The organism is Streptomyces sp. HSS9-12 (assembly GCF_054963655.1).
The window spans coordinates 1-23,725 of record NZ_JBUEGC010000040.1; the positions used below are offsets into that span (position 1 = coordinate 1).

The 23,725-nt window shown below is 71.1% G+C and carries 18 protein-coding genes and 1 pseudogene; 6 read left to right on the forward strand and 13 right to left on the reverse strand.

What is annotated here, in order from left to right:
* Nucleotides 1-308: 308 nt before the first annotated feature.
* Nucleotides 309-1,316 carry a stage II sporulation protein M gene (locus tag ACY34J_RS20550; protein ID WP_462728009.1) on the reverse strand — a complete coding sequence of 336 codons (1,008 nt, stop codon included), beginning with the start codon at nt 1,314-1,316 and terminating at the stop codon, nt 309-311.
* A 194-nt stretch (nt 1,317-1,510) separates the two neighbouring features.
* Here ACY34J_RS20550 and ACY34J_RS20555 point away from each other — a divergent pair, with 194 nt between their 5' ends.
* Nucleotides 1,511-2,482, forward strand: a complete 972-nt coding sequence (locus ACY34J_RS20555; protein ID WP_462728008.1) for an RDD family protein — start codon at nt 1,511-1,513, stop codon at nt 2,480-2,482.
* Between the two features lie 21 nt (nt 2,483-2,503).
* On the opposite strand, the gene ACY34J_RS20560 is transcribed toward ACY34J_RS20555, so the two are convergent.
* The 8 genes from ACY34J_RS20560 to ACY34J_RS20595 form a co-directional block, all read right to left on the reverse strand.
* Nucleotides 2,504-3,142, reverse strand: a complete 639-nt coding sequence (locus ACY34J_RS20560) for a hypothetical protein (RefSeq protein ID WP_462728007.1) — start codon at nt 3,140-3,142, stop codon at nt 2,504-2,506.
* 72 nt (nt 3,143-3,214) lie between these two features.
* On the reverse strand, nt 3,215-4,672 hold the full coding sequence (gene ahcY, locus ACY34J_RS20565) for an adenosylhomocysteinase (RefSeq protein ID WP_462728006.1): 1,458 nt from the start codon (nt 4,670-4,672) through the stop codon (nt 3,215-3,217).
* 406 nt (nt 4,673-5,078) lie between these two features.
* Nucleotides 5,079-6,047, reverse strand: a complete 969-nt coding sequence (locus ACY34J_RS20570; RefSeq protein ID WP_462728005.1) for a cation diffusion facilitator family transporter — start codon at nt 6,045-6,047, stop codon at nt 5,079-5,081.
* A 140-nt stretch (nt 6,048-6,187) separates the two neighbouring features.
* The gene (gene manA / locus ACY34J_RS20575; protein WP_462728004.1) at nt 6,188-7,399 is read right to left on the reverse strand and encodes a mannose-6-phosphate isomerase, class I; all 1,212 of its coding nucleotides are present in this window, start codon (nt 7,397-7,399) and stop codon (nt 6,188-6,190) included.
* A gap of 62 nt (nt 7,400-7,461) precedes the next feature.
* Nucleotides 7,462-8,667 carry an SIS domain-containing protein gene (locus ACY34J_RS20580; RefSeq protein WP_462728003.1) on the reverse strand — a complete coding sequence of 402 codons (1,206 nt, stop codon included), beginning with the start codon at nt 8,665-8,667 and terminating at the stop codon, nt 7,462-7,464.
* Between the two features lie 79 nt (nt 8,668-8,746).
* Nucleotides 8,747-8,947 (reverse strand): Trm112 family protein, encoded by a 201-nt coding sequence (locus tag ACY34J_RS20585; RefSeq protein ID WP_462728002.1) that lies wholly within the window; start codon nt 8,945-8,947, stop codon nt 8,747-8,749.
* A 718-nt stretch (nt 8,948-9,665) separates the two neighbouring features.
* Nucleotides 9,666-11,024 (reverse strand): phosphomannomutase/phosphoglucomutase, encoded by a 1,359-nt coding sequence (locus tag ACY34J_RS20590; RefSeq protein ID WP_462728001.1) that lies wholly within the window; start codon nt 11,022-11,024, stop codon nt 9,666-9,668.
* 132 nt (nt 11,025-11,156) lie between these two features.
* Nucleotides 11,157-11,582 carry a DUF3499 domain-containing protein gene (locus tag ACY34J_RS20595; protein ID WP_462728015.1) on the reverse strand — a complete coding sequence of 142 codons (426 nt, stop codon included), beginning with the start codon at nt 11,580-11,582 and terminating at the stop codon, nt 11,157-11,159.
* A gap of 271 nt (nt 11,583-11,853) precedes the next feature.
* On the opposite strand from ACY34J_RS20595, the gene ACY34J_RS20600 reads away from it, so the two are divergent.
* Complete coding sequence (locus ACY34J_RS20600; RefSeq protein WP_462728000.1) at nt 11,854-12,324, forward strand: metallopeptidase family protein; 471 nt, start codon at nt 11,854-11,856, stop codon at nt 12,322-12,324.
* 45 nt (nt 12,325-12,369) lie between these two features.
* Here ACY34J_RS20600 and ACY34J_RS20605 read toward each other — a convergent pair whose 3' ends face one another.
* The 3 genes from ACY34J_RS20605 to ACY34J_RS20615 all read right to left on the reverse strand — a co-directional run bounded on the left by ACY34J_RS20605 (nt 12,370) and on the right by ACY34J_RS20615 (nt 18,210).
* On the reverse strand, nt 12,370-13,923 hold the full coding sequence (locus ACY34J_RS20605) for a DUF5719 family protein (RefSeq protein ID WP_462727999.1): 1,554 nt from the start codon (nt 13,921-13,923) through the stop codon (nt 12,370-12,372).
* The gene (locus ACY34J_RS20610; protein ID WP_462727998.1) at nt 13,920-17,612 is read right to left on the reverse strand and encodes a glycosyltransferase; all 3,693 of its coding nucleotides are present in this window, start codon (nt 17,610-17,612) and stop codon (nt 13,920-13,922) included. The genes ACY34J_RS20605 and ACY34J_RS20610 overlap by 4 nt, the downstream gene beginning before the upstream one ends.
* 334 nt (nt 17,613-17,946) lie before the next feature.
* On the reverse strand, nt 17,947-18,210 hold the full coding sequence (locus ACY34J_RS20615; RefSeq protein ID WP_004952403.1) for a WhiB family transcriptional regulator: 264 nt from the start codon (nt 18,208-18,210) through the stop codon (nt 17,947-17,949).
* Between the two features lie 636 nt (nt 18,211-18,846).
* On the opposite strand from ACY34J_RS20615, the gene ACY34J_RS20620 reads away from it, so the two are divergent.
* The 3 genes from ACY34J_RS20620 (at nt 18,847) to ACY34J_RS20630 (ending at nt 21,722) form a co-directional block, all read left to right on the forward strand.
* Nucleotides 18,847-19,344, forward strand: coding sequence for a cysteine dioxygenase (locus tag ACY34J_RS20620; RefSeq protein WP_462727997.1), 498 nt, complete (start codon nt 18,847-18,849; stop codon nt 19,342-19,344).
* A 75-nt stretch (nt 19,345-19,419) separates the two neighbouring features.
* Nucleotides 19,420-20,382: a 2-phospho-L-lactate transferase gene (gene cofD / locus ACY34J_RS20625; RefSeq protein WP_462727996.1), complete on the forward strand. Its 963-nt coding sequence runs from the start codon at nt 19,420-19,422 to the stop codon at nt 20,380-20,382.
* Nucleotides 20,379-21,722, forward strand: a complete 1,344-nt coding sequence (locus ACY34J_RS20630; protein ID WP_462727995.1) for a coenzyme F420-0:L-glutamate ligase — start codon at nt 20,379-20,381, stop codon at nt 21,720-21,722. Before cofD ends, ACY34J_RS20630 begins: the two co-directional genes overlap by 4 nt.
* 60 nt (nt 21,723-21,782) lie before the next feature.
* Here the strand turns inward: ACY34J_RS20630 and ACY34J_RS20635 are convergent.
* Nucleotides 21,783-23,049 (reverse strand): annotated as a pseudogene (locus tag ACY34J_RS20635) (LCP family protein).
* Between the two features lie 127 nt (nt 23,050-23,176).
* Here ACY34J_RS20635 and ACY34J_RS20640 point away from each other — a divergent pair.
* Nucleotides 23,177-23,725, forward strand: a complete 549-nt coding sequence (locus tag ACY34J_RS20640) for an acyl-CoA thioesterase (RefSeq protein WP_462727994.1) — start codon at nt 23,177-23,179, stop codon at nt 23,723-23,725.

Sequence of the window (23,725 nt, forward strand, 5' to 3'; positions counted from 1 at the left end):
GCTCTATTCGCACCGTTCCCGGTCCGAATTCGACATCCAGAGGCCGTTGGAAAGCCTTTGCCTTTCGGCTTCTCCGACTTTATCAGATTCGCTTTGGCCGATTTGCTCGGCTCAACGCTCCCGATAACTATCCGAGAGGTGCTCCGCAGGGCTTGGTTTCCCGTCCGGAGCGGCGATGATCTTACGTGCTTGCGGAGAAGCCTGTCCAGCTCCCCCGGCAACCGTTCGAATCTACCTCCCGGCTCGACCCGTGTCAACAGGTCCGCCGGAGACAGCGACCTTAGCAGGTCAGGGCCGCCGGATGCACATCAGGCGGCGGCCGGCAGCTCGGCGCTACGGTCCCCGGCCTCGAGGTCCCCCGTCTCGCCGGCACGTACCGCCCGGCCACCCACCACATAAACGTACGCCAGGAAGGCCAGCTCTGCGGCGACGCCGATCGTGATGCGGGCCCACGTGGGGAGACCGGAAGGGGTTACGAAGCCCTCAATCACTCCCGAGACGAAGAGCACGACCGCGAGACCGATCGCCATGCCGATCGCGGCCCGGCCCTCCTGCGCGAGCGCTGAGCGGCGGGGTCGCGGGCCGGGGTCGATGAGCGTCCAACCGAGCCTGAGGCCCGTTCCCGCGGCGACGAAGACGGCGGTGAGCTCCAGCAAGCCGTGCGGGAGTATCAGGCCCAGGAAGGTGTCGAGCCGGCCCGCCGAGGACATCAAGCCCAGACCGACGCCCAGATTGAGCGTGTTCTGGAAGAGCACCCAGAGCACCGGCAGTCCCAGGAAGCCCCCGAAGACCAGGCACGTCGCGGCGACCTGGGCGTTGTTCGTCCAGACCTGGGCGGCGAAGGCGGCCGCCGCGTGGCTCGAGTAGTAGGTCTCGTACTGGCCGCCGGGACGGGTCAGCTCTCGCAGCTCGTCCGGGGCCGCGATGGACGCCTGTACTTCCGGGTGGGTACCGATCCACCACCCGATCAGGACGGCGAGGGCTGTGGACAGTACGGCTGTCAGGCCCCACCATCGCCGCGTCCGATACAGGGCGGCCGGGAAGCCCACGGCGAGAAAGTGCGCGGCGTCCCGCCAACTCGCCTTGCGGGCACCCGTGACGGCGCTGCGGGCGCGCGCGACGAGCTGCGTCAGTCGGCCGGTGAGCTGCGGGTCGGGGGCGCTCGACTGAATCAGCGAGAGGTGGGTGGCCGCTCGCTGGTAGAGCATGACGAGCTCGTCGGCTTCCGCACCGGTCAGGCGACTCCGGCGCCGCAGCAGCACGTCCAGGCGGTCCCACTCGGTGCTGTGGGCGGCGACGAACACATCCAGGTCCACGGGGCGCTGCTCCTCGATGGGACATCGGCACAGGTACGCGGCCCGTGGTGGTGCGGATGCACGGACCGCGCACTCAGCTTGGCAGACAGTGGTCGATCGACGGCAGACTGGTCGCACGGGTGTACGGGGCAGGGTACGGGCACGGCCCGTGGCAGATCGGGGAACGCGAAAACGTATGAGAGAGGACGCCGCACGTGACTGAGCTCGTGACCGGTGAGGCCGTGGTGCTGGGACTGCGGCCCGCGAAGCTGCCGAGCCGCACGCTGGCGGTGTTGATCGACCTGGTGGTGATCTGGACCGCCTATATAGCGCTGTCGGTGGCGCTCATAGCGGCGACGGCTTCGTTGGACCCGGCGGCGGAGGCTGCCGTGTCGGTGGCCTTGTTCGTGCTGGTGCTGGTGGGGCTGCCGATCGCGGTGGAGACACTGAGCCGCGGACGTTCTCTGGGGAAGCTCGCGTGTGGGCTGCGCGTGGTCCGGGACGACGGTGGGCCGATCCGTTTCCGGCACGCGCTGGTACGCGGCGCGATGGGCGTCGTGGAAATCCTGATGACGTTCGGGGCGGTCGCGGTGATCGCGTCTTTGGTGTCGGCCCGGGGGCGGCGGCTGGGGGACGTCTTCGCGGGGACGCTGGTCGTACGGGAGCGCATACCGGTGCCCGAGGCGGTGCGGATGCCGCCCCCGCCGCCGTGGCTGGCCGGCCGGCTGGGCGCGCTGGACCTGTCGCGGGTGCCGGAGGGGCTGTGGCTTGCGGTACGTCAGTACCTGAGCCGTATCGGCGATCTGGATCCGCAGGTCAGCTGGACTCTGGCGGCGCGGCTGGCGGCGGACGTCGTTTCCTTCACGGGTACGGCGGTGCCCGACGGGGTTCCCCCGGCTGCCTTTTTGGCGGGGGTGGCGGGCGAGCGGCAGGCACGCGACGCGCAGCGGGCCTTCGGTACGCCTGCGCCCGGTCCGTGGGCTGCGCCGACGGGGACGCCGGGACACTGGTCCGCGTCGGCTGCCGGTCCGGAGTCCGCACCGGCCATGCCTTCTGATTCGCCACCGAATCCGGCTCCTGTGGCGGCCCAGGATCCGTCGTCGCCGGAAGCCGCCGAGCCGGGCCCGGTCCACACAGTGCGGGCGGAGCCGCCCCACGCATCAACGGGCTTCGTACCGCCAGCGTGACCGTGCGGCTCTCGGCAGTTCTCAGCTGAAGGCCGAGGGCGGGGACTCGAGGTCTTCGAGTTCGATCCCGGGAGCGGACAGGACGACGTCACCGGCGATGTGCACGGTGCTCTGCTCCCCCGTCTCCAGGTCGGTGACCCGGTAGTGGTCCACGGTGAGGGGGCCACTGTCAGTGGCGTGTGTTTCCCTCTTCATCAAGGCCCAGGACTGGTCGAGCGTGCGGGGCGCCAGGACGGGGCTGGTGAAGGCGACGAGTCGGATACGGGTGGCTGGGGGGCCGCCCGCCACGTTGGCGGCCGAAGCCTCGGTGAGGCGGAGCAGCCGGGCCGTGGCGACGAGAAAAGCGGGGGAGGCACCAGTGAAGGCATGGGCACGGACTTTGCCCTCAGTGGCGTGGGCGCCGGTGGGATCCGTACGGACCCAGGTCACTCCCTCGAGAGCCGCGCCGCGGACCTGCCAGCTCGCGGCGTGGAGTTCCAGGCGAATAGGGCGGCCGAGTGCGTCGGTGGTGAGGTCGACCGAGCCGACGTGATCACCGGAGGGGGAGGTGATCTGGGAGACGTAGCGCCAGCCGGAGGGGCCGACGGCGCAGTGGAAGTGCTCTTGTCCGAGGGGGGTGTGGTCGTGCGGGTCGTGAAGCGAGTAGCGGCCGCGGGGCATGATGAGGTCCTTGACGGGCCGGGCCCCCGCGGCTGGCGGGGGCCCGGCTTGATCGTCGTGGTGCTGGTGCTGTCAGTAGCGGTAGTGGTCGGGCTTGTACGGGCCCTCCACCGGAACGCCGATGTACTCAGCCTGCTCCGGCCGCAGCGTGGTCAGCTTGGCGCCGAGCGCGTCGAGGTGGAGCCGGGCGACCTTCTCGTCCAGGTGCTTGGGCAGGACATAGACGCCGATGGGGTAGGCCTGCGGCTTGGTGAACAGCTCGATCTGCGCGATCGTCTGGTTCGCGAAGGAGTTGGACATCACGAACGACGGGTGACCGGTGGCGTTGCCCAGGTTCAGCAGACGGCCCTCGGATAGCACGATGATCTTCTTGCCGTCGGGGAACGTCCAGGTGTGGACCTGGGGCTTGACCTCGTCCTTCACGATGCCCGGGATCTTTGCCAGGCCGGCCATGTCGATCTCGTTGTCGAAGTGGCCGATGTTCCCGACGATGGCCTGGTGCTTCATCTTGGCCATGTCGGAGGCCATGATGATGTCCTTGTTGCCGGTCGTGGTGATGAAGATGTCGGCCGTCTCGACCACGTCGTCCAGGGTGGCGACCTGGTAGCCGTCCATCGCCGCCTGCAGCGCGCAGATGGGGTCGATCTCGGTGACGACGACGCGCGCGCCCTGGCCGCGCAGCGACTCGGCGCAACCCTTGCCCACGTCGCCGTAGCCACAGACGACCGCGACCTTGCCGCCGATCAGCACGTCGGTGGCCCGGTTGATGCCGTCGACCAGCGAGTGCCGGCAGCCGTACTTGTTGTCGAACTTCGACTTGGTCACCGAGTCGTTGACGTTGATCGCCGGGAACAGCAGCTCGCCGGCCTGCTGCATCTCGTACAGCCGGTGGACACCGGTAGTGGTCTCCTCGGTCACACCGCGGATCTCCGAGGCGAGCTGGGTCCACTTCTGCGGGTTCTCACCGATCGTGCGGTTCAGCAGCTCGAGGATGATGCGGTACTCGTCGTTGTCCGCCGTCGAGGGGTCCGGGACGGCCCCCGCCTTCTCGAACTCGACGCCCTTGTGGACGAGAAGGGTGGCGTCACCACCGTCGTCCAGGATCATGTTCGGGCCACCGGTCGGGGTGCCCGGCCAGGTCAGGGCCTGCTCCGTGCACCACCAGTACTCGTCGAGCGTCTCGCCCTTCCAGGCGAAGACCGGCACGCCCTGCGGGTTCTCCGGGCTGCCGTTCGGGCCGACCACGACCGCCGCGGCGGCGTGGTCCTGGGTGGAGAAGATGTTGCACGACGCCCAACGGACCTGGGCGCCCAACGCGACAAGGGTCTCGATCAGCACAGCCGTCTGCACCGTCATGTGCAGCGAGCCGGTGATGCGGGCACCCGCCAGCGGCTGAGAGTCGGCGTACTCCTTGCGGATCGCCATCAGGCCGGGCATCTCGTGCTCGGCGAGGGTGATCTCCTTGCGGCCGTAGGCGGCCAGGGACAGGTCGGCGACCTTGAAGTCCTGACCGGTAGCGGCTGTCGTCATACGGGCTGCTCCTCGTGGATCGAGCGAGAGTGGATACGGCTTGTCTGCGGCAGCGGACACACGGGTCCCCTGGCCGCAGCGCAGTCCGTCGGAGGCCCTCTCTCCCTCGGCCGGCCCGTAGGACGGACCGCCCGACCGCCATCAGCAGCGACGTCTGTCTCGCCACGAATCTACACCGATCAACCCAGCGCGCCCTAGCCCGCACCCCGAACCCGCCCGGTGGTGTTGCGGGATCCACACGGTGCGAGAACGCGTGCACGGCTCGTGCTGGCAGAGCTGCGCCCACCCACCCCAAGCTGGGGCGGGTGGGCGGGCAAGCTGCCGCGGCGCGCCGCGGGGGCTTTCAGTGTTCGCGCCGGATCCACGACGCCTGTTCTATGAGACCGATATGCCGGGGTTGGGGCGCTTAGTGTGCGCTGGGTTCGCCTGCCGCCTCGACCGGCTCGGGACCCGCGGTGGCCCGCGCCGCGTCGTAGATGTCCGGCTCGAGGTAGATCACGCGGGCGATCGGAACGGCCTCGCGGATACGACGCTCGGCCGCGTTGATCGCCTCCGCGACCTCGGCAGCGGTGGAGTCGCGACGCACTGCGATCTTCGCGGCGACGAGCAGTTCGTCGGGCCCGAGGTGCAGCGTCCGCATGTGGATCAGGCGGGTGACCTTCTCGTCGTCCACCACCGCCTCGCGGATCTTCTTGACCTCCTCGGGCCGGGCGGCCTCGCCCAGCAGCAGCGACTTGGTCTCGGCCGCGAGCACGAGGGCGATCAGCACAAGCAGCACGCCGATGCCGAGGGTGCCGATGCCGTCCCACACGCTGTTGCCGGTCGCGAGCGCCAGGGCCACGCCGACGAGCGCGATGACCAGACCGACGAGCGCGCCGAGGTCCTCCAGGAGGACGACCGGCAGCTCCGGAGCCTTGGCGGTACGGACGAACTGGCTCCAGGACTGCTTGCCGCGGACCTCGTTGGACTCCTTGATCGCCGTACGGAAGGAGAAAGTCTCCGCGATGATCGCGAAGACAAGAACACCGACCGGCCAGTACCAGTGCTCGATCGCGTGCGGGTGCTTGATCTTCTCGTAGCCCTCGTAGAGCGCGAAGACACCACCGATGCTGAACAGGACGATCGAGACCAGGAAGCCGTAGATGTAGCGCTCGCGGCCGTAGCCGAAGGGGTGCTCCTCGGTCTCCTTCTTCTGCGCCTTCTTGCCGCCGAGCAGGAGCAGTGCCTGGTTGCCGGAGTCAGCGACCGAGTGCACGCCCTCAGCGAGCATCGACGACGAGCCGCTGAAGGCGAACGCCACGAACTTGCTCGCGGCGATGGCCAGATTCGCGCCCAGCGCGGCAACGATCGCCTTGGTTCCGCCTGATGCACTCATGAGTGCCGAGTGTCCCTTCCGTCGAGCCGGAGTTTTGCTCTCCCTTTACCGGGGCCATTGTTGCAGCCCGCTCGACGGCCGATCCCCCAGGTTGCCGCAGGCCGGTCCGGGCGACCCCGGACCGGCCTGCGGCGCCGGCATCAGACGGCGACGGTGGCGCGGAAGACCGTACCGGTGCCGGAGAGTGTGATCTGCTCCCCTGCCGGGACGAAGGCCGACTCCCCCTGCCTGAGCAGCAAATCTTCGCCGTCAGTCCCGCACTCGGAGCGCAGCAGGACCGTACCCGCCGTGCAGAGGAGGATCTGCGGCGTGCCGGTCGGGAGCCGACGCGCCCCGTCCGCCTCGGCCGGCACGTACCGCGAGAGCCGGAACTCGTCGATCGGGGTCTCGTACGCCTCCTCGCCCGCGGCCGCTGCGGCCGCGGGGCGCAGCACGGCCGGAGCGGTCGCCTCGAAGCGGACGATGCGCAGGAGTTCGGGTACGTCGACGTGCTTGGGGGTGAGGCCGCAGCGCAGCACGTTGTCGGAGTTGGCCATGATCTCGACGCCGAGGCCGTCGAGGTAGGCGTGCGGAACGCCGGCACCCAGGTACAGCGCCTCGCCCGGCTGCAGCTGTACGTAGTTGAGCAGCATCGCGGCGATCACGCCGGGGTCGCCGGGGTAGTGCCGTGCGATGGCGGCGTACGCGGCGTAGGCGTCACGGTACGGTCCGTCCACAGTGCCGAGCCGCTTCGCCGCCGCGGCCGCCTCCGTGACGGTCTCGGCCATCGCCTCCGGATCGGCGGTCAGAACGGCGGTGAAGACCTCGCGCAGCGCGTCCGACTCGGGGCTTGCGTGCAGGATGTCGACGTACGGCTTGAGGGAGTCGACCTCGAGACGGGCGAGCAGGTCGGCGGCCTCCTCCTCGTGCCGGAAGCCGCACAGCCCCTGGAAGGGGGTGAGGGCGCAGATCAGCTCGGGCTTGTGGTTGGTGTCCTTGTAGTTGCGGTGCGGGGCGTCGATCGGGACGCCGCGCTGCTCTTCGTCGGCGAAGCCCGCCGCGGCCTGGGCGAGGTCGGGGTGGACCTGGAGGGACAGCGGCGAGGCGGCAGCCAGGATCTTGAGCAGGAACGGCAGCCGGGGGCCGAATGCCTTCACGGCGCTCGGGCCGAGCTCGGTCTCGGGGTCGGCCTCGATCACCTCGGAGAGCGCGACGGGGCCCGCGCCCCGGTCGACGCGGGACGGTGCCCCGGGGTGTGCACCCATCCACAGCTCGGCCTGCGGCTCGCCGGTCGGCTCGGTACCCAGCAGCTGCGGGATGGCGGTGGTGGAGCCCCAGGCGTAGGGGCGCACGGTGTTGGCGAGGCGGTCCATGGGGTGCGGTTCCTGACTGTGAGTTACGGGCTGGCCGCAGCGTCAACCGCCGCGGCGACTGCTCATGATTTCTCTGCGGAGGCGATCGCCAGGTAAACGGCGGCGAAATCCGAGATGGCGAGCAGTTCGGCGGCAGCTTCCAACGCGCTGCCTCCGGAAGGCTCGAATTCGCTGATCGGCGTGTCGTGGCCGAGCGCGAGCTCGCGGGCCGCCGGCGTCGGCGAGTGCGCGGGCAGGGTGGTCTCCTCACGGAGCAGCACCACGCGCGCGTGCAGCGCCTGCCTCTCCTCGACGCGGTCGCGGAAGAAGTCCTCGGGATTGGCGCCGGCAGCGAAGGCGCCGGAGAGCAGGGTGCCGTGGGCGATGAGGGCGTCGGGCAGTTCGGCGGCCAGGGCCGGGCGGCCGGCCACGGTGGCGAGCACGCGTGCGAAGTGCCGGCCGGCGGCGCCCGCCACGGGACCGTCGCTCCACAGCAGCGGGAGGGCGTCCGCGAGCTCGACCGCGAGGGTCTTGGCGGGGTTGGTGTAGGTGGCGTTGGCCGGGCCACAGCGTTCGGCGACCCGGTCGAGGCTGTCGGCGACCAGCTGGATGGTCGGTGGCGACGCGGGGAAGATGCCGATCCGGTCGAAGAGGACAAGAAGTGGGGTCAGCAGAGCCCAGAGAGTGCCGGGGAGCCCGGCGCCGACGACCTGCTGCCCGTCGGGACGCGGGAGCGGACCGGGGCCCGGAAGGGGGCTGGGAATGGAGACCGGCTTGTCCTCGGGGAGCTCGAAGGGGGCGGGGGTCAGCGGCACCACGAGCCCGTGTCGGCCCCCGGTCTCATCGCTGACCGGGGTGCGCGGCGGTGTGATCGCCACGACCGAACAGCCGCGCCGGTAGGCCTGTTCCAGGAGCGCGGACAGGCCCGGCTCCGTACCGTCCATGGTGACCAGAATCAGCAGGTCGAGCGGGCCCGCCCAGCCGGGGAGCGTCCACAGCAGGGCACCGGGGGCGGCAAGGGCACCGGTAGCGCGGATCAGGCTGACCGGGGTGTTGCCGCCGGCGAGGGCGGACAGCAGGTCGGCGATGCAGCCGGTGGTCGGGGCGGAGCCTGCAACGAGGACGGAGCGCGGCCGGCCGTCCGGCTTGAGGTCGGCCACCCCGGCTTCGCTGGCAGCGCGGTTGGCTGTACGGACGCGGGCACCTGATGCGGCGACACTGCGCAGCAGGCCGCCGGTGTCGGCGCTGACGAGAGTCTCGGGGGCGTCGAGCAGCGACTCGTCGAGCATCGTTCTGGGGCCTCCGATCACCGGGGGATGTCATTCCGCCGGGGCTGGGGGTTCCGCGGCCCGGGCGCCCGTACTGTGCTCAGGCCGGGCGACGGGCCTCGTCGACAAGGAGGACGGGGATGCCGTCGCGGATGGGGTAGGCCAGGCCGCAGTCGGTGCCGGTGCACTGCAGCTCGCCGCCGCCGGTTTCGGCTCCGGTGTCGGTCGCCGAGGCTTCGCGGAGCGGCGCGTGGCACGCCGGGCAGGCGAGAATCTCCAGGAGACCGGCTTCGAGCGGCATGGGCTGTCCCTTCGGGTGGTCCTTTCCTCTGCCCGGTGGGGGCGAGGCGAGGAATATTCGGCCTCGTCAGCCTACCGCCGGGTCGGCGTCGGAGCGCGGGGCGGGACGGCCTGCGGCGCCCGGCTGGGCGGGGTGGCCTCCGGCCGGGTTACACGGAAGGGACCGGGCTCCGGCCCGGTGGTGCGAGGTGACCTCCGGCCCGGTGGTGCGAGGTGACCTCCGGCCCGGTGGTGCGAGGTGACCTCCGGCCCGGTGGTACGAGGTGGCCTCCGGCCCGGTGGTGCGAGCTGTCCCTTCGGGTGGTCCTTTCCTCTGCCCGGTGGGGGCGAGGCGAGGAGTATTCGGCCTCGTCAGCCTACCGCCGGGTCGGCGTCGGAGCGCGGGGCGGGACGGCCTGCGGCGCCCGGCTGGGCGGGGTGGCCTCCGGCCGGGTTACACGGAAGGGACCGGGCTCCGGCCCCGTGGTGCGAGGTGACCTCCGGCCCGGTGGTGCGCTGCCCGCGGGCTCAGCGGCCGGCGCCTGGGCCAGTTACGGCGCCTGGGCCGGTTACCGGGGGACCAGACGGCCTCCGTACGGCGGCTTGCCGAGCAGCCAGTTGGCCCGCGCCTCGGCGCGGCTGTTCCCGCCCACCCGCCCCAATATTGGGGCGTACCAGCCATCTCCGACCGGTTGCGCGGCGCGGGCCGCCCCCTCCGGGAATCGGCCCGCCGTGGCGGCTCAGGCTCGGACGATGGCCAGGACTTCGTCGCGGACCTTCGCCACCGTCTCCGCGTCGCCGGCCTCGACGTTGAGGCGGAGCAGCGGCTCGGTGTTGGAGGGGCGGAGGTTGAACCACCAGTGGGCGGCGGCGACGGTCAGCCCGTCCAGCTCGTCGAGTTCGACGTCGTCACGGCCGTCGAAAGCGGTCCTGACGGCGGCCATGCGCCCGCCCTGGTCGTCCACCATGCTGTTGATCTCGCCGGACGCGGCGTAGCGGTCGTACTGCTCGACGAGCGCGGACAGCGGCCCGTCCTGCTCGCCGAGCGCCGCCAGCACATGCAGGGCGGCGAGCATGCCCGTATCGGCGTTCCAGAAGTCGCGGAAGTAGTAGTGCGCGGAGTGCTCGCCGCCGAAGATCGCGCCGGTGCGGGCCATTTCCGCCTTGATGAAGGAGTGGCCGACCCGGGTGCGGACCGGGGTGCCGCCGTGCTCCCTGACGACCTCCGGGACAGACCAGGAGGTGATGCAGTTGTGGATGATCGTGCCGCCGCCGTGCTTGTCCAGCTCGCGGGCGGCGACGAGAGCGGTGATCGCAGACGGGGAGACGGGCTCGCCGCGCTGGTCGACGACGAAGCAGCGGTCGGCGTCCCCGTCGAAGGCCAGTCCGGCGTCGGCGCCGGTCTCCAGGACGCGGGCCTGGAGGTCGACGAGGTTCTTCGGGTCGAGCGGATTGGCCTCGTGGTTGGGGAAGGTGCCGTCCAGCTCGAAGTACATCGGAACCAGGTCGATCGGCAGGCCGTCGAAGACGGTCGGCACGGTGTGGCCGCCCATGCCGTTCCCGGCGTCGACCACGATCTTCAGCGGCCGGATGGTGGTGAGGTCGACCAGCGAACGCAGGTGCGCGGCATAGTCGGCGAGGACGTCCCGTCGGCTGATCGTGCCAGGAGTGGCGGCGGGCGCGGGGGCGCCGGAGCCGGCCCAGTCCTCCACCAGGGCGCGGATCTCGGCGAGTCCGGTGTCCTGGCCGACGGGAGCGGCACCGGCCCGGCACATCTTGATGCCGTTGTACTGGGCGGGATTGTGGCTCGCGGTGAACATCGCACCCGGCAGGCCGAGTTGGCCGCTGGCGAAGTACAACTGATCGGTGGAGCACAGGCCGATCTCGGTCACGTCCACTCCGCACGCGGCAGCGCCGCGGGCGAACGCCCCTGCCAGTCCCGGCGAGGAGGGCCGCATGTCATGTCCGACGACGATGGCGCGCGCGCCGGTCACCTGCGCGAAGGCTGCGCCGAAGAGCTCGGCGAGGGACTCGTCCCACTGGTCCGGGACCACACCGCGCACGTCGTACGCCTTCACGATCTGCGACAAGTCGGGCACAGCCAACCCCTTCTGGAGTCCAATGGGCTGCCAAATCTACCGGGCGGCACCAGCGCAGAGGGGATGGCGACAAGCCTGGCGAGGCGGACAAGTCGGGCGCGAGGCCACAGCAGCCTTACAGGCAGGGGTGTTTCAGGACTCAGGCGAGCGCAGGACACGCAGGTGGCCACGGCGAGCCACCTCCATGGGGTCGGCCTCCCGGCCGCTGTGGCCGCCCCCTTCGGCCGCGCGCTCCTGCGGGCGGGCGGCCTCGCGTACGGCGTTGGCGAGCGCTTCCAGATCGTCGCTGCTGGGGCGGGTGGGGCCGGCGTCGACCGCGAGGCGGACGACTTCCCAGCCGCGGGGGGCGGTCAGCCGCTCGGAGTGCTCGGCGCACAGGTCGTAGCAGTGCGGCTCGGCGTAGGTGGCGAGCGGACCGAGAACGGCGGTCGAGTCCGCGTAGACGTACGTCAGCGTCGCGACGGCGGGACGGCCGCACGCGGTTCGCGAACAGCGACGTACAGGGCTCACGACGTTGGACGGTACCGCACTCTTGAGCGGGCCGCGACGACTCTCCAGGAGGTCACTCCGCCGTGTCGTATCGGCCCCCACACTTGGTCTGACCTGCGGACACCGTGCCTGACCTGCGCCGGTCCCACCGGCGGAGCGAGGCGGCGACGATGATTCCTGTCACCACTCGGTACAAATAGTGTCATTCGCCTCGAGATCCCCGGTCTCAATATCGCGCAGAATCGAGCGCGAATATGGCTGGAATGCTCATTGGGCGACATGCCGCTGCATAACCGGCCTGTGCCGCCACCACCAGGACCGACAGCTACCCTCGGGAGTGATGGACACCCCCGTTTCTCCCCGCCCCTCCGAGCCACGACCACGACGCCGTGACCGGCACGGACGCGGCATGCGCGGCCCGATCGCTCCGCCTCAGGTGCCGCTTTCCCTCAGCCGCACGGAAGCCTTCGTCGATCTCGTACACGACTCCGCCGAGCGGCTGGAGCGGCGCTGGCCCCAACTGTCGGACGTCGAGTTCCTGGTGCGCGAGGTGCCGCCTCCCGACGGCACCCAGAGCGACGGCCCGGGCCTGTGGGACGACGGGGCGGTGCCACTGGGCCGGATGATCCCGGCGCGCGAGGGGCGCGACGGCGGCCCGGCGCGCATCGTCGTCTACCGGCGGCCGGTGGAGATCCGTACCAAGAGCCGGGACGAGCGGGCGCTGCTCGTCCACGAGGTCGTCGTCGAGCAGGTCGCCGAACTGCTCGGTTTGGCCCCGGAGTCGGTCGATCCGCGCTACGGGCAGGAGTGACCCCCGCCCCCGCCCGGTGCCGCCGCGAGGTCCCGGGCGGGCCGCTCAGTCGTTCAGCACCAACAGGTTCTGCGCGGCCTTGGACACCGCGACGGTCCCGCGGTCGTCAGGAAGCGTCTGGATGGTGAACATCGGGATGCCGCCCCGCGGGAGTTCGAGCGTCCGGGAGGCGTGGACGGGGCCGCCCGACAGCGGCTCGACGGAGACCGCATAGCTGCCCTTGGCACCCGGCGGGACCGGCGGGCGTACGGCCATGGTCGTACCGCCCTTGACCGCGTACGTCTTGCTCCCGGAGCCGCCCCCCGCCGAGGCGGTGACCTTCACCTTCGCGGTCTTCCCGGGCGCGATGAGGGAGAGGGTCGAGCCTTTGGCGCGGTTGTCGACGGCGGTCGCCCGCTCCTCGATCGCCCCGGTTGCGGGGATGAACGCGGTCTCCTGCTCGCTGCCCTTGCCCCGGGTGACGCGCAGGGCCGCGGCGAACGGCGCGGGGTCGCTGCCGTCCGCCGGGGAGAGCACCAGCGAACCCGGCTCGCCCTTGGTCAGATCCCCGAGGTCCACCGCCGTGGTCATGCCGCTCTTCACATTCAGCGTCTCGTGCCCGGCCGGCGTCAGCTGACCGGACGGACCGGCCAGCCGCACCTTCAGATCGGCGTCGTTCTCGCCGGTCGCCATCGCCACCAGGCGTACGGAGGTGGCGTCCGCGGGGATGCCGGGCAGTACGGCACTGCCGCTGGGGTCGGCGGCGGCCGGCAGCCAGTCGCCGCCCTGCTGCTCGTCCAGGGCCTGGACCGAGGCGCCGACGCGGCCGGCGCGGGCCACGGCGTGCAGGGTGGCGTCGGGCGCCGGCTTCGCGGTGAGGGTGGACAGCAGCACGGGAACGCTGGAGCGGGCCGGGATGGTGATGCCCTCGCCCGTCGAGTTCTCGAGCAGGCCGTCCCGCCCGTACAGCTCGAGGTCGACGACGGCGGCGGTGTCGTCCGGGTTGGTCAGGTGGATGTAGTCACGGCGCTGGTCGGCGGTGCTGACACCCGGGAACCAGAACTCGGTGTCCGGAGCGGTACAGGAGGCGCCGAGCACGCCACGGCCGGTTCCCGCCGTGAGCACAGTGGTCTGCTGGACGGTCCAGCCGGGCGCGAAGGCGCCGTCCGCGGAGCCGATGAGTGCCGGGGCGGTGCTGTCGGAGGTGGTGGCCGTAGCCGGCGTGCCGGGCCGCTTGAGGGGCGCGAGCGGCTTGGCTTCACCACCCTTCGCCGTGTCCTTCTTCCCCTTGCCACCTGCCTTGGCGCCGTCCTTGCCGACTACGGCGCTGTCTCCCAGGGCGCTTGCCGCGGGCCGCAGATCCGCGCTGCCCTTCTGTGCGCCGCCGGCCGCAGGCCCACCTTTCGGGGTGAAGGATGTGTAGGTGGTCTCGGCGAGCTCCGAGGTGGACGGCGCTGGGCACAGCAGCGTCGACCGCTCGACGGGCTGTCGCTCCCCGGTGGCCACGGCGGTGGCCTCGGTGCCGCCCGTGGAGGCCTCCGGAGCGGTGAGGGTGGCGACCGAGGTGACGGCGGCGAGCGCGGTGGCGACGCCGATCAGGGACAGGGTGGTGCGGTTCACTGCTGCTCGCTCCCGTCGCGGCGGGGGCCGGGCTCGATGCCGTCCCCATAGGTGCCGTCGGTGTAGGGCTGGGCGGGGTAGCCGTACGGATCGGCGTACTGGCCGCCCTCGTACGGCCCGGCCTGGTAGGGGTCGGCCGGGTAGGTGCCCGCCTGCTGCTGGGCCGGATAGGTGCCCTGGTACTGGCCGTCGTACTGGCCGTCGTACTGCTCGTTGTACTGCTGGTAGCCGGCCGCGTATGCCTGCGAGTCCCACTCCCCGTACTGCTGTTGCTGCGGGATCGCGGTGTACGGGTCCGCCATCGGGTCGGGCTGCGGCTGCTCCCCGGCCCCTTCGGCCGGCTCCGGCTCGTCCGGTCCGGCGCCGTGCGCGGCCTGTTCGGCCTCGGCCGCTGCCCGCAGCCTGCGGGCACGGCGTCCCTCGCCCTCGACCGGCTGCGCGGGTACGGACACCGCCTCGGGCTCGGGCAGATCGTCGTCGACCTCCCGGCGGCGGCCCGGCAGCGCGAGCACCAGCAGTACGGTCGCGAGCGCTGCCTGCGCCCACAGCCACGCGGTACGGGTGACGGGCGTCTCGTACGTCAGGTCCAGCCGGCCGCCGCCCGCGGGGAGTTGGAAGCCCTGGGCCCAGCCATCGACCGTCGTCTTCGTCAACGGCTTGCCGTCGAGCGTGGCCTGCCACCCGGGCGCCGCCCGGTCGGCGATCCGCAGGACGCGGCCCGCGGGGCCGTCCGCCAGGCGCGTGTGCACCTCGACGGGCCCGGCGGCCACGGGCACCGGCGGGGTGGCCTGTCCGCCGGAAGGGCCCTGTGCCTGATTCGGTGAGACGATCACGGCCCGCGCGACCCGCTGGTCCACGCGCCACAGCGCGCTGCCGTCCTCCTGGCTGAGCCGGGTCAGGCCGGGCGTCGCGTCGAGGACGCGGCTCATCTGGCGCGGCGAGCCGTCCCGGACGAGCACGTAGCGCACGGCGTATCCGCCGAGCTGCCGGGTCTGGTCTGCGCCGGAACCGGCGACAAGGTGGGCGACGATGCCGTCCAGCCGGGAGTCGCCGCCGCCCACGGCCGCGATATCGGCGTCGCCGAGGCGGCCGCCGGATCCGCGGACGAGGGCATAGGAGACCCCGTCGGCGCCGCCGCCGATCACCAGGGTGCGCGCCTGGTCGCGGGTGCGGCTCTCCTCCGCGACGAACGCCGGGACTTGCTCGGGGGAGCGCCGCTGGACGGGTCCGGCCGCTCCGCTGACCATCCAGCCGATGGCGGCGAACAGCGGGCCGGCGACGGCCGCGGCGGCGATGAGGCCGGCGACGGGCTGCCGCCAGCCGAAGTTCAGCGCCGCGACCCGTTCGCGCGCGCCCTCGGCTCCGACCACCGCCGCGCACAGCAGCGCGATGCCGTAGACAAGCGTGCTGGGACCGGCCCAGGCCGAACCGTTGGCCAGCGCCGCGAACAGCAGGCCGGTGATCGCCACGACCCAGGCCGTACGGATCGTCAACTGCCGTTCGCCACGCAGCAGGGAGGCGAGTCCGGCCAGCACGAGGCCGATGAGCAGCAGCCCGCTTGTGGCCTTCGGGCCGCCGGGGCTGAGCGCCAGCAGATCGAGGGCGGAGGCGGATCCGGTGCCGTAGTCGAGCCCCACCTCGTGGAAGAAGGCGGAAGGGCTGGTGAGCAGGGACAGCGACCAGGGGGCGAGGACGAGGATCGGGGTGGCGAGCGCGGCGATGAAGCGCGTCAGGTACGCCGGCAGGTCCCCCTGGCCGCGCACCCGGCGCAGCACCAGCACCCCGATGCCCAGGACGAGCGCGATCGGCCAGACGACCGGGGTGAAGGCCGTCGCGAAGCTCAACAGGAGCGCGTACGCCCAGACGGCGCGCCAGCTCGGCCGCGCGCCCCCCTGAGCCGGAAGCCGCAGGCCGTTCGCGGCGATGCCGACGCGCGCCAGCAGCGGCAGCAGGATTGCCAGGACGGCCGTGCCGAGCCGCCCGCCCGCGAGCGCGCCGGTCGCCGCCGGCAGGAAGGCGTACGCGACACTCCCCCACGCCCGTAGCAGCCGGGACTCGACCAGCGGGCGCGACGCGAAGTAGGCGGTGAGCCCGGCCAGTGGCACCGAGCAGACCAGCAGCAGGGTGAGTGCGAGACCGGTGCTGCCGAACAGCACGGTCGACAGTGCGGCGATGACGGCCAGATAGGGCGGGGCGGACGCGGTGCCGCCGACGCCGATCGGGTGCCAGGCGCCGGTGTAGCGCGCCCACAGCTCGGAGGCGTCGCCGGGCGCGGGCAGCAGTGCGCCGCCGGCGAGCGCTCCGGAGCCCAGCAGCCCGCGGCAGGCGACGACCGAGACCAGCAGCAGGACGAGAAACAGGACGGGGCCCGGCTTGCGGGCGATGCGCTTGAGCCGTGCGAACTGCTCGATCTCCATGAAGTCCGCGTCGTCGCCGCCGGGGCCGGACTCGACGGCTCCATGCCGTCCGCTGGAGGCGAGTTCCGGGTCGGACCGCCCGAAGAAGTTGCCCGCGACCTGCTCCACGGTGGCCCGTACGGTCGCGCCGGGCGGCGGGAACAGCTGCCGCAGCTCGCCCGCCTCAACCACCGGCTTGCCGCGCCGCCGCCGGGCGGCGATGAGCCGCTCCGGCCGCAGCAGCACGCCGAAGAGGCCGGCGACTTCGTCGAGCGCCTGTCCGGGCACCTTCCCGACCAGATAGGCGAGCGTGCGCAGCAGGGTGCCGAGCACAAGCCGCAGCAGGACCCAGGGCAGCGCAGAGCCACGGGTGTTGGCGAGCATCGTGTAGACGGCACCCGCCTTGTCCACGCGGTGCGGGCTCGCCACGAACCGGCCGGCGCAGTCGATGGGGCGGCGCTCGCGGGCGGCGGCCTCGGCGTGTCGCAGCACGGCATCGGGAGCGATCAGCACCCGGTGTCCGGCTGCCTGCGCGCGCCAGCACAGGTCGACGTCGTCGCGCATCAGCGGCAGCCGCCGGTCGAATCCGCCGAGTTCCTCCCACACATCGCGGCGGATGAGCATCCCGGCGCTGGAGACGGAGAGGACCGGGCGGACCTGGTCGTGCTGCCCCTGGTCCTGCTCGCGCCGCTCCAGCCCGGTCCAACGGCGACCGCTGTTGGCGATGCTGACGCCGACTTCGAGCAGCTGCCTGCGGTCGTACCAGCCGCGCAGCTTGGGGCCGATGATCGCGGCGGAGGGGCTGGCGTCGGCGACGCGCAGCAGCTCGGCGAGCGCGTCCGGCTCGGGCGCGCAGTCGTCGTGCAGCAGCCACAGCCACTGGACGGGCTCGCCGTGCGGGAACTCCGGCATGTCGTAGGCGTCGTCCCGCCAGGTGCGGCTGACGGGGTCCCAGCCGCTGGGCCGCTTCAGATACGGCAGATCGTCGGGGGTGGGCACACCCGCCACCCGCGCAGCCTCGTCGACGGCCGTCCCGAAGCTGCTGCGGCGGGCGAGGTGCAGCACCCGGTCGGCGCCGAGGGCGTCGGCGAGGAGCGCTGCGGACTCGTCGGCGCTGCCGGTGTCCGCGGCGATCACGTTCTGGACCGGGCGCTCCTGGCCGAGCATGCCGGAGAGCGCCTGGGGCAGCCAGCGGGCGCCGTCGTGGGCGACGAGCACGGCGGTGACGACGTGCCGCGGAAAAGCGGGCGTGGCGGCGTCATGACTGGCCGCCGAGTAGCTGTGCACGGACATCGAGGTACGGGCCCTCCGACCGGGGTTCGGGAGCCCGCGGCGAAGCCGCTGTGGGCCGGGGCCCCCGGACCGGTGGTGTGCTGGACGGTGCTGGACTGCGGTGGACGCGCACGCCTGGTGGGCGTGTTGGTGCGTCCAGGACGGGGCTCCACACTAACGGCTCGCCCCGGTCCGGCTGTCGGCCGCGTACACCCGTGCGTACGCGAGGGCGAACGCGCGGGCACAGACATCGGTCCGCCTTCCACGTATGGGGCGTGGAAGGCGGACCGATGACGCTGTGCGTTTTGTCGCTGAATGGAGGGATGTGACGGGTTGACGGTTGTCCGGCGACCCGTCAGACGGCGGCCTTCTTCAGACGTCGGCGTTCACGCTCGGACAAGCCGCCCCAGATACCGAACCGCTCGTCGTTGGCGAGGGCGTACTCCAGGCACTCGGAACGGACCTCACACGCCAAGCAGACCTTCTTGGCCTCTCGGGTGGATCCGCCCTTCTCCGGGAAGAACGACTCGGGATCGGTCTGGGCGCACAGCGCGCGCTCCTGCCATCCGAGCTCCTCGTCCGCCTCCTCGACCAGCAGTTGCTGGAACAGCTCGGTCATGTGCGCCCCTCGTCAGTCTTTACGTCCCCGTGATGTCGCCGTTACCGAGAGCGGCAAACGACACGAGTGAAATTACAAGTTGGCGATCCAGGCGAGTCAAGCCGGGATCTGCTATTGGGCCCCTTATTCACTCTGCGGAACCAAGGCCTTGCGAAAAGTGTTCAAATCGCCATAAAGCATGACAGTCTTTCCAGCCCACGGAGCGCGCCTCCTTCTCGAACAGAAGGACGCAGCGGACCGCTCCTCCGTTGCAATCCGATCACGGAAGCGAACAAGATCACAGTCCGATCACGAGCAGGCAACGGCGTTTACGGGCACGGATGCTGCGCCACTTGTCCGGTACAACGGATGCACAAACCTTTCGCCTCCGAGAGCAACCGGATGAGGTGAAACATCACCGCCAAACCGGGCATCCGGTTGACATTCACAGGGCTGACCCGTTCTCCTTATACGCATGCCAGTGCCCCACGCGCCTTCCCGGACTTGCCCCCAGGGCTTCCGTTGGGCTGCGCAGGCTCACTGTTGCTGTCGCTGTTCCAGCTGTTGACGCTCCCCGCTCACTGACGAGCCGCTGAGCTCCAGCCGCCTTGGTGCCCACTTCCGCACTGCTGCACTTCTGCCGAGGAACCTTCCCCCATGAACAGCGACGTCCAGATCGCCGGCGACCCCCTCGCCATCCCGCACCTTCTGCCGCCCGTGGCCGCTCACCCCGTCACCGTCGCGGAGTTCGCCGGTCTCGCCCGTACGATCGCCGCCGACCGCGGAAGCTGGGAGCACCTCGTCCGGTACGACGCCACCAGTCGCTGGTACCACCGGCTGCGCACCGGACCCGGCTACGAGGTCTGGCTGCTCAGCTGGGTTCCCGGCCAGGGCAGCGGGCTCCACGACCACGGGCGTTCCTCAGGCGTCCTGACCGTCCTGGACGGCGAGCTGACCGAGCGCACGGGCACGGAGCAGCGCGTACTGCGCGCCGGCACCCAGCGGGTCTTCGCCCCCGGCTATGTCCACGAGGTCGTCAACGACGTGCTGACGCCCGCCGTCAGCCTGCACGTCTACTTCCCCGGCCTGACCCAGATGACGATGCACACCAGCCAGGTGAGCGGGGTTGCAGCCCATGAGGTCGTGCCCCACTGACTCGGGCCCGTGGGCCAGTGCCCACGCCTTGGCCACCGGCACGCGTGCTGCCCTCCGGCTGACACACTGTTCCCCATGCGCATTGTGGTTCTGGCCGGCGGCATCGGCGGTGCCCGGTTCCTCCGCGGCCTCACGTCGACCGCCCCCGACGCCGACATCACGGTCATCGGCAACACCGGTGACGACATCCACCTCTTCGGGCTCAAGGTCTGCCCGGACCTGGACACGGTGATGTACACGCTCGGCGGCGGCATCCACGAGGAACAGGGCTGGGGACGTGCCGAGGAGACCTTCACGGTCAAGGAGGAGCTGGCCGCGTACGGCGTGGGACCCGAGTGGTTCGGGCTCGGCGACCGGGACTTCGCCACCCACATCGTCCGTACGCAGATGATCAGCGCCGGCTATCCGCTCAGCGCGGTCACCGAGGCACTGTGCGCGCGCTGGCAGCCCGGCGTACGGCTGCTGCCGATGACGGACGACCGCGTCGAGACGCACGTCCTCATCGACGCCCCTGAGGGCGGCGGCCGTAAGGCGGTGCACTTCCAGGAGTACTGGGTGCGGCTGCGCGCCTCCGTTCCCGCGCACGCCGTCGTACCGGTCGGCGCGGAGCAGGCCAAGCCGGCGCCCGGCGTACTCGAAGCCATCGCCGCGGCCGATGCCGTCCTGTTCCCCCCGTCCAACCCGGTCGTCAGCATCGGTACGATCCTGGCCGTGCCCGGCATCCGCGAGGCCATCGCCGAGGCCGGGGTGCCGGTCGTGGGCCTGTCCCCCATCGTCGGTGACGCGCCCGTGCGCGGCATGGCCGACAAGGTCCTCGCAGCCGTGGGGGTCGAGGCCACCGCGGCAGCCGTGGCCAGGCACTACGGCTCCGGGTTGCTCGACGGCTGGCTCGTCGACACGGTGGACTCCGCCGCAGTCGACCAAGTGGAGGCCGCCGGCATCCGCTGCCGGGCCGTGCCGCTGATGATGACGGACGCCGACGCCACGGCCCGGATGGCCGCCGATGCACTCGGCCTCGCCGAAGAGGTACGGGCATGAGCGTCGGATCCGCGGACGGTGCCGTATCCGCGTTCCAGGCGTGGGCGCTGCCGGGGATACCGGAAGTACGTGCCGGGGACGACCTCGCGAAGCTGATCGCCGACGCCGCCACTGCCACCGGCCTGCCCGGACTCGCGGACGGCGATGTGCTGCTGGTGACTTCAAAGATCGTCAGCAAGGCGGAGGGCCGGGTCGTCGAGGCCGAGGACCGCGAGGCCGCCATCGATGCGGAGACCGTACGGGTCGTCGCCCGGCGCGGCCGGACCCGGATCGTCGAGACGCGGCACGGCCTCGTCATGGCCGCGGCCGGCGTGGACGCGTCCAACTCTCCTGCCGGCACTGTGCTGTTGCTGCCCGAGGACCCCGACGCCTCGGCGCGGCGCATCCGCGCGGGGCTGCGGGAGGTGCTCGGCGTCGAGGTGGGGGTGGTCGTCACGGACACCTTCGGCCGGCCCTGGCGCAATGGGCTGACCGACGTCGCGATCGGTGCGGCCGGAGTGCGGGTGCTCGACGATCTGCGTGGCGGTGTCGATGCGCACGGCAATCCCCTGGCCGTGACGGTCGTCGCGACGGCCGATGAACTGGCGGCCGCCGGCGACCTGGTGAAGGGAAAGGCGGACGGCCTCCCCGTCGCGGTCGTACGCGGTCTGCCGCACATGGTGGACAGCGAGGGCGACAGCGGCCAGGGCGCGCGGGCGTTGGTGCGGGCCGCGGCCGACGACATGTTCCGTCTGGGCACGTCGGAGGCGGTGCGTGAGGCCGTGACGCTGCGGCGTACGGTCCGGGAGTTCACCGACGAGCCCGTCGACGGCGCGGCGGTGCGCCGGGCGGTGGCGGCCGCGGTCACGGCGCCCGCACCCCACCACACGACCCCATGGCGTTTTGTGCTGCTGGAGTCGGAGGAGTCGCGGGTGCGGCTGCTCGACGCGATGCGGGAGGCGTGGATCGCGGACCTGCGCGGCGACGGCTTCAGCGAGAAGAGCATCGCCAAGCGGGTGCGGCGGGGAGATGTGCTGCGGAAGGCTCTGTATCTGGTGGTGCCCTGCCTGGTCATGGACGGGTCACATGCCTACCCGGATGCCCGGCGGGCGGCGGCGGAGCGCGAGATGTTCGTGGTCGCGGCGGGCGCCGGCGTACAGAACCTGCTGGTGGCGCTGGCCGGTGAGCGGTTGGGCTCGGCGTGGGTGTCCTCGACGATGTTCTGCCGCGATGTGGTGCGGGATGTGCTCGGGCTTCCGGCGGACTGGGATCCGATGGGTGCGGTGGCGGTCGGGCATCCAGCTGCTCCGCCCGCGCCGCGCCCGCCGCGCGGCGCTGAGGCGTTCATCGAGGTGCGGTAAGCGGCACAGACCGGAAAACGGCGGAGGGCCCGGAGTCCGGGGCCCTTCGCCGTTACGGCCTCAGCGGTTGCTGGTAACCGTCACCGGCTCGTCGTTCTTGAGCTCCGACACCAGCTGCTTGACCTTGGGCATGTCCCACTGCAGGTTGCCGCCCACGCTGCCGGAGATCGGCATGTTCATCGACTTGCCGTTACCGCTCGTGACGTCCTTCATCGCGAAGAACATCCGCCCGAGATCCCACAGGCTCATTTCCTTGTCGACGGTCAGGGTGTCCAGACCGGCGCTCATGGTCGGGTAGAGCTTGAAGGGGTTGAGGATCGTGCTCGGGGTGGCCGTCTGGCTCGCCAGCGCGGACAGGAACTTCTGCTGGTTCTTGGTGCGGTCCAGGTCACTGTTCGCCAGTGCGTAGCGGGTGCGGACGAAGGCGAGGGCCTGGCGGCCGTCCAGCGTCTGCGTGCCCTTCTTGAGGTCGGCGCCGGATTTCGCGTCCTTGATGTCCTGCGGGATATCCATCTCCACGCCGCCGACCGCGTCCACGATGTTGGCGAAGCCGGCGAAGCCGATCTCCGCGTAGTGGTCGATGTGCAGGCCGGTGTTGTATTCGACGGTGCGCACCAGCAGCTGGGGGCCGTCGAAGGAGTACGAGGCGTTGAGCTTGTTCGGGCCCAGCGGCCCCCTGAGCTTGCCGGACTCCGAGCCGCGGAACTTGGGAATGGTCACATTCGAGTCACGGGGCAGCGAGATCAGCGTGGGGCCGTTGCTGCCGACGTGCAGGATCATCATCGAGTCGGTGCGCTTGCCCTCGGCAGAGCCGGTGTGCAGGTCCTTCTTCTGCGCCGCGGTCATGCCCTCGCGGCTGTCGGAGCCGACGATCAGGTAGTTCGTACCTTGGCCCGTATCCGGGCGCTCGATGACCTGGCTCAGGTCCACCTCACGCCGCAGCTTGGAGTCGGCCCAGAAGTACGTGCCTATGGAAACGCCGAGGAAGACCACGACCAGCGTCAGCACGAAGCGCTTGAACCGCCGGGGTCTGCGGGGAGCCTGGTACGGGTCCCGGTCGTCGAAGAAGGCGTCGCCTCGGCCGCGCCCGCCGCCGTAGACCTGCCCCTGACTGTAACCATCGTCATAGTCGTCGTAGCCCCGCGACTGGCTCGGGACGGCTCCACCCCGCGGCGACATGCGCGGGGGCAGGGGGGGCTCGTCATACGGCCGCGTCATGGCCAACACCCCCTCGCCGCACCTGGCGCATGGCGCGCGCGGACTCCGGACGGGCGCTCGCACTGGCGCGTCCGTACCGATCTCTGCTGTCGCCGTTCCGATCGCTCATGGGGGAAGTGTGCCTTCCCTGGATGTCCGCGATACAGGCCGGGGTCGAATCGGGCCCCGGCTGTTGCAGAGCTGATGCAAAGCGACGGGTGCCGGACCGGATGACTTCGACGCATACAGTTGAGGACATGACTGACCAGGCCCATAGCCCGGAAGCTGAGATTCCGGGAAAGCCCACTTCCGCCTCTTGTGCCACCCTGAGTCACATCATGACCGGCAGTGACACCAACCTCTTGGGCACCGTCCACGGCGGCGTGATCATGAAGCTGGTCGACGATGCTGCGGGGGTGGTCGCCGGGCGGCACTCAGGCGGGCCGGCGGTCACCGCGTCCATGGACGAGATGGTCTTCCTCGAGCCGGTGAGCGTGGGGGATCTCGTCCATGTGAAGGCGCAGTGCAACTGGACGGGGCGGACCTCCATGGAGATCGGCGTCCGGGTCATCGCCGAGCGCTGGAACGAGTCCACGCCCGCCACCCAGGTCGGCAGCGCCTATCTCGTCTTCACGGCCGTCGATGCCGACGGCAAGCCCCGGCGCGTACCGCCCGTGATCCCCGAGACCGAGCAGGACAAGCGCCGTTGGCAGGAGGCGCAGATCCGGCGTACGCACCGGCTGGCCCGCCGCCGCGCCATCAAGGAGCTCCGCGCCAAGCGGGCCGCCGAGGGGTTCAGGGAGTGA

Bases quoted from the DNA above. Each gene is read 5' to 3' on its own strand.
- ACY34J_RS20560 (WP_462728007.1), bottom strand. From the start codon at position 3,142: ATGCCCCGCGGCCGCTACTCGCTTCACGACCCGCACGACCACACCCCC.
- ahcY (WP_462728006.1), bottom strand. From the start codon at position 4,672: ATGACGACAGCCGCTACCGGTCAGGACTTCAAGGTCGCCGACCTGTCC.
- ACY34J_RS20570 (WP_462728005.1), bottom strand. From the start codon at position 6,047: ATGAGTGCATCAGGCGGAACCAAGGCGATCGTTGCCGCGCTGGGCGCG.
- manA (WP_462728004.1), bottom strand. From the start codon at position 7,399: ATGGACCGCCTCGCCAACACCGTGCGCCCCTACGCCTGGGGCTCCACC.
- ACY34J_RS20580 (WP_462728003.1), bottom strand. From the start codon at position 8,667: ATGCTCGACGAGTCGCTGCTCGACGCCCCCGAGACTCTCGTCAGCGCC.
- ACY34J_RS20585 (WP_462728002.1), bottom strand. From the start codon at position 8,947: ATGCCGCTCGAAGCCGGTCTCCTGGAGATTCTCGCCTGCCCGGCGTGC.
- ACY34J_RS20600 (WP_462728000.1), top strand. From the start codon at position 11,854: ATGGACACCCCCGTTTCTCCCCGCCCCTCCGAGCCACGACCACGACGC.
- ACY34J_RS20610 (WP_462727998.1), bottom strand. From the start codon at position 17,612: ATGTCCGTGCACAGCTACTCGGCGGCCAGTCATGACGCCGCCACGCCC.
- ACY34J_RS20615 (WP_004952403.1), bottom strand. From the start codon at position 18,210: ATGACCGAGCTGTTCCAGCAACTGCTGGTCGAGGAGGCGGACGAGGAG.
- ACY34J_RS20620 (WP_462727997.1), top strand. From the start codon at position 18,847: ATGAACAGCGACGTCCAGATCGCCGGCGACCCCCTCGCCATCCCGCAC.
- cofD (WP_462727996.1), top strand. From the start codon at position 19,420: ATGCGCATTGTGGTTCTGGCCGGCGGCATCGGCGGTGCCCGGTTCCTC.
- ACY34J_RS20630 (WP_462727995.1), top strand. From the start codon at position 20,379: ATGAGCGTCGGATCCGCGGACGGTGCCGTATCCGCGTTCCAGGCGTGG.
- ACY34J_RS20640 (WP_462727994.1), top strand. From the start codon at position 23,177: ATGACTGACCAGGCCCATAGCCCGGAAGCTGAGATTCCGGGAAAGCCC.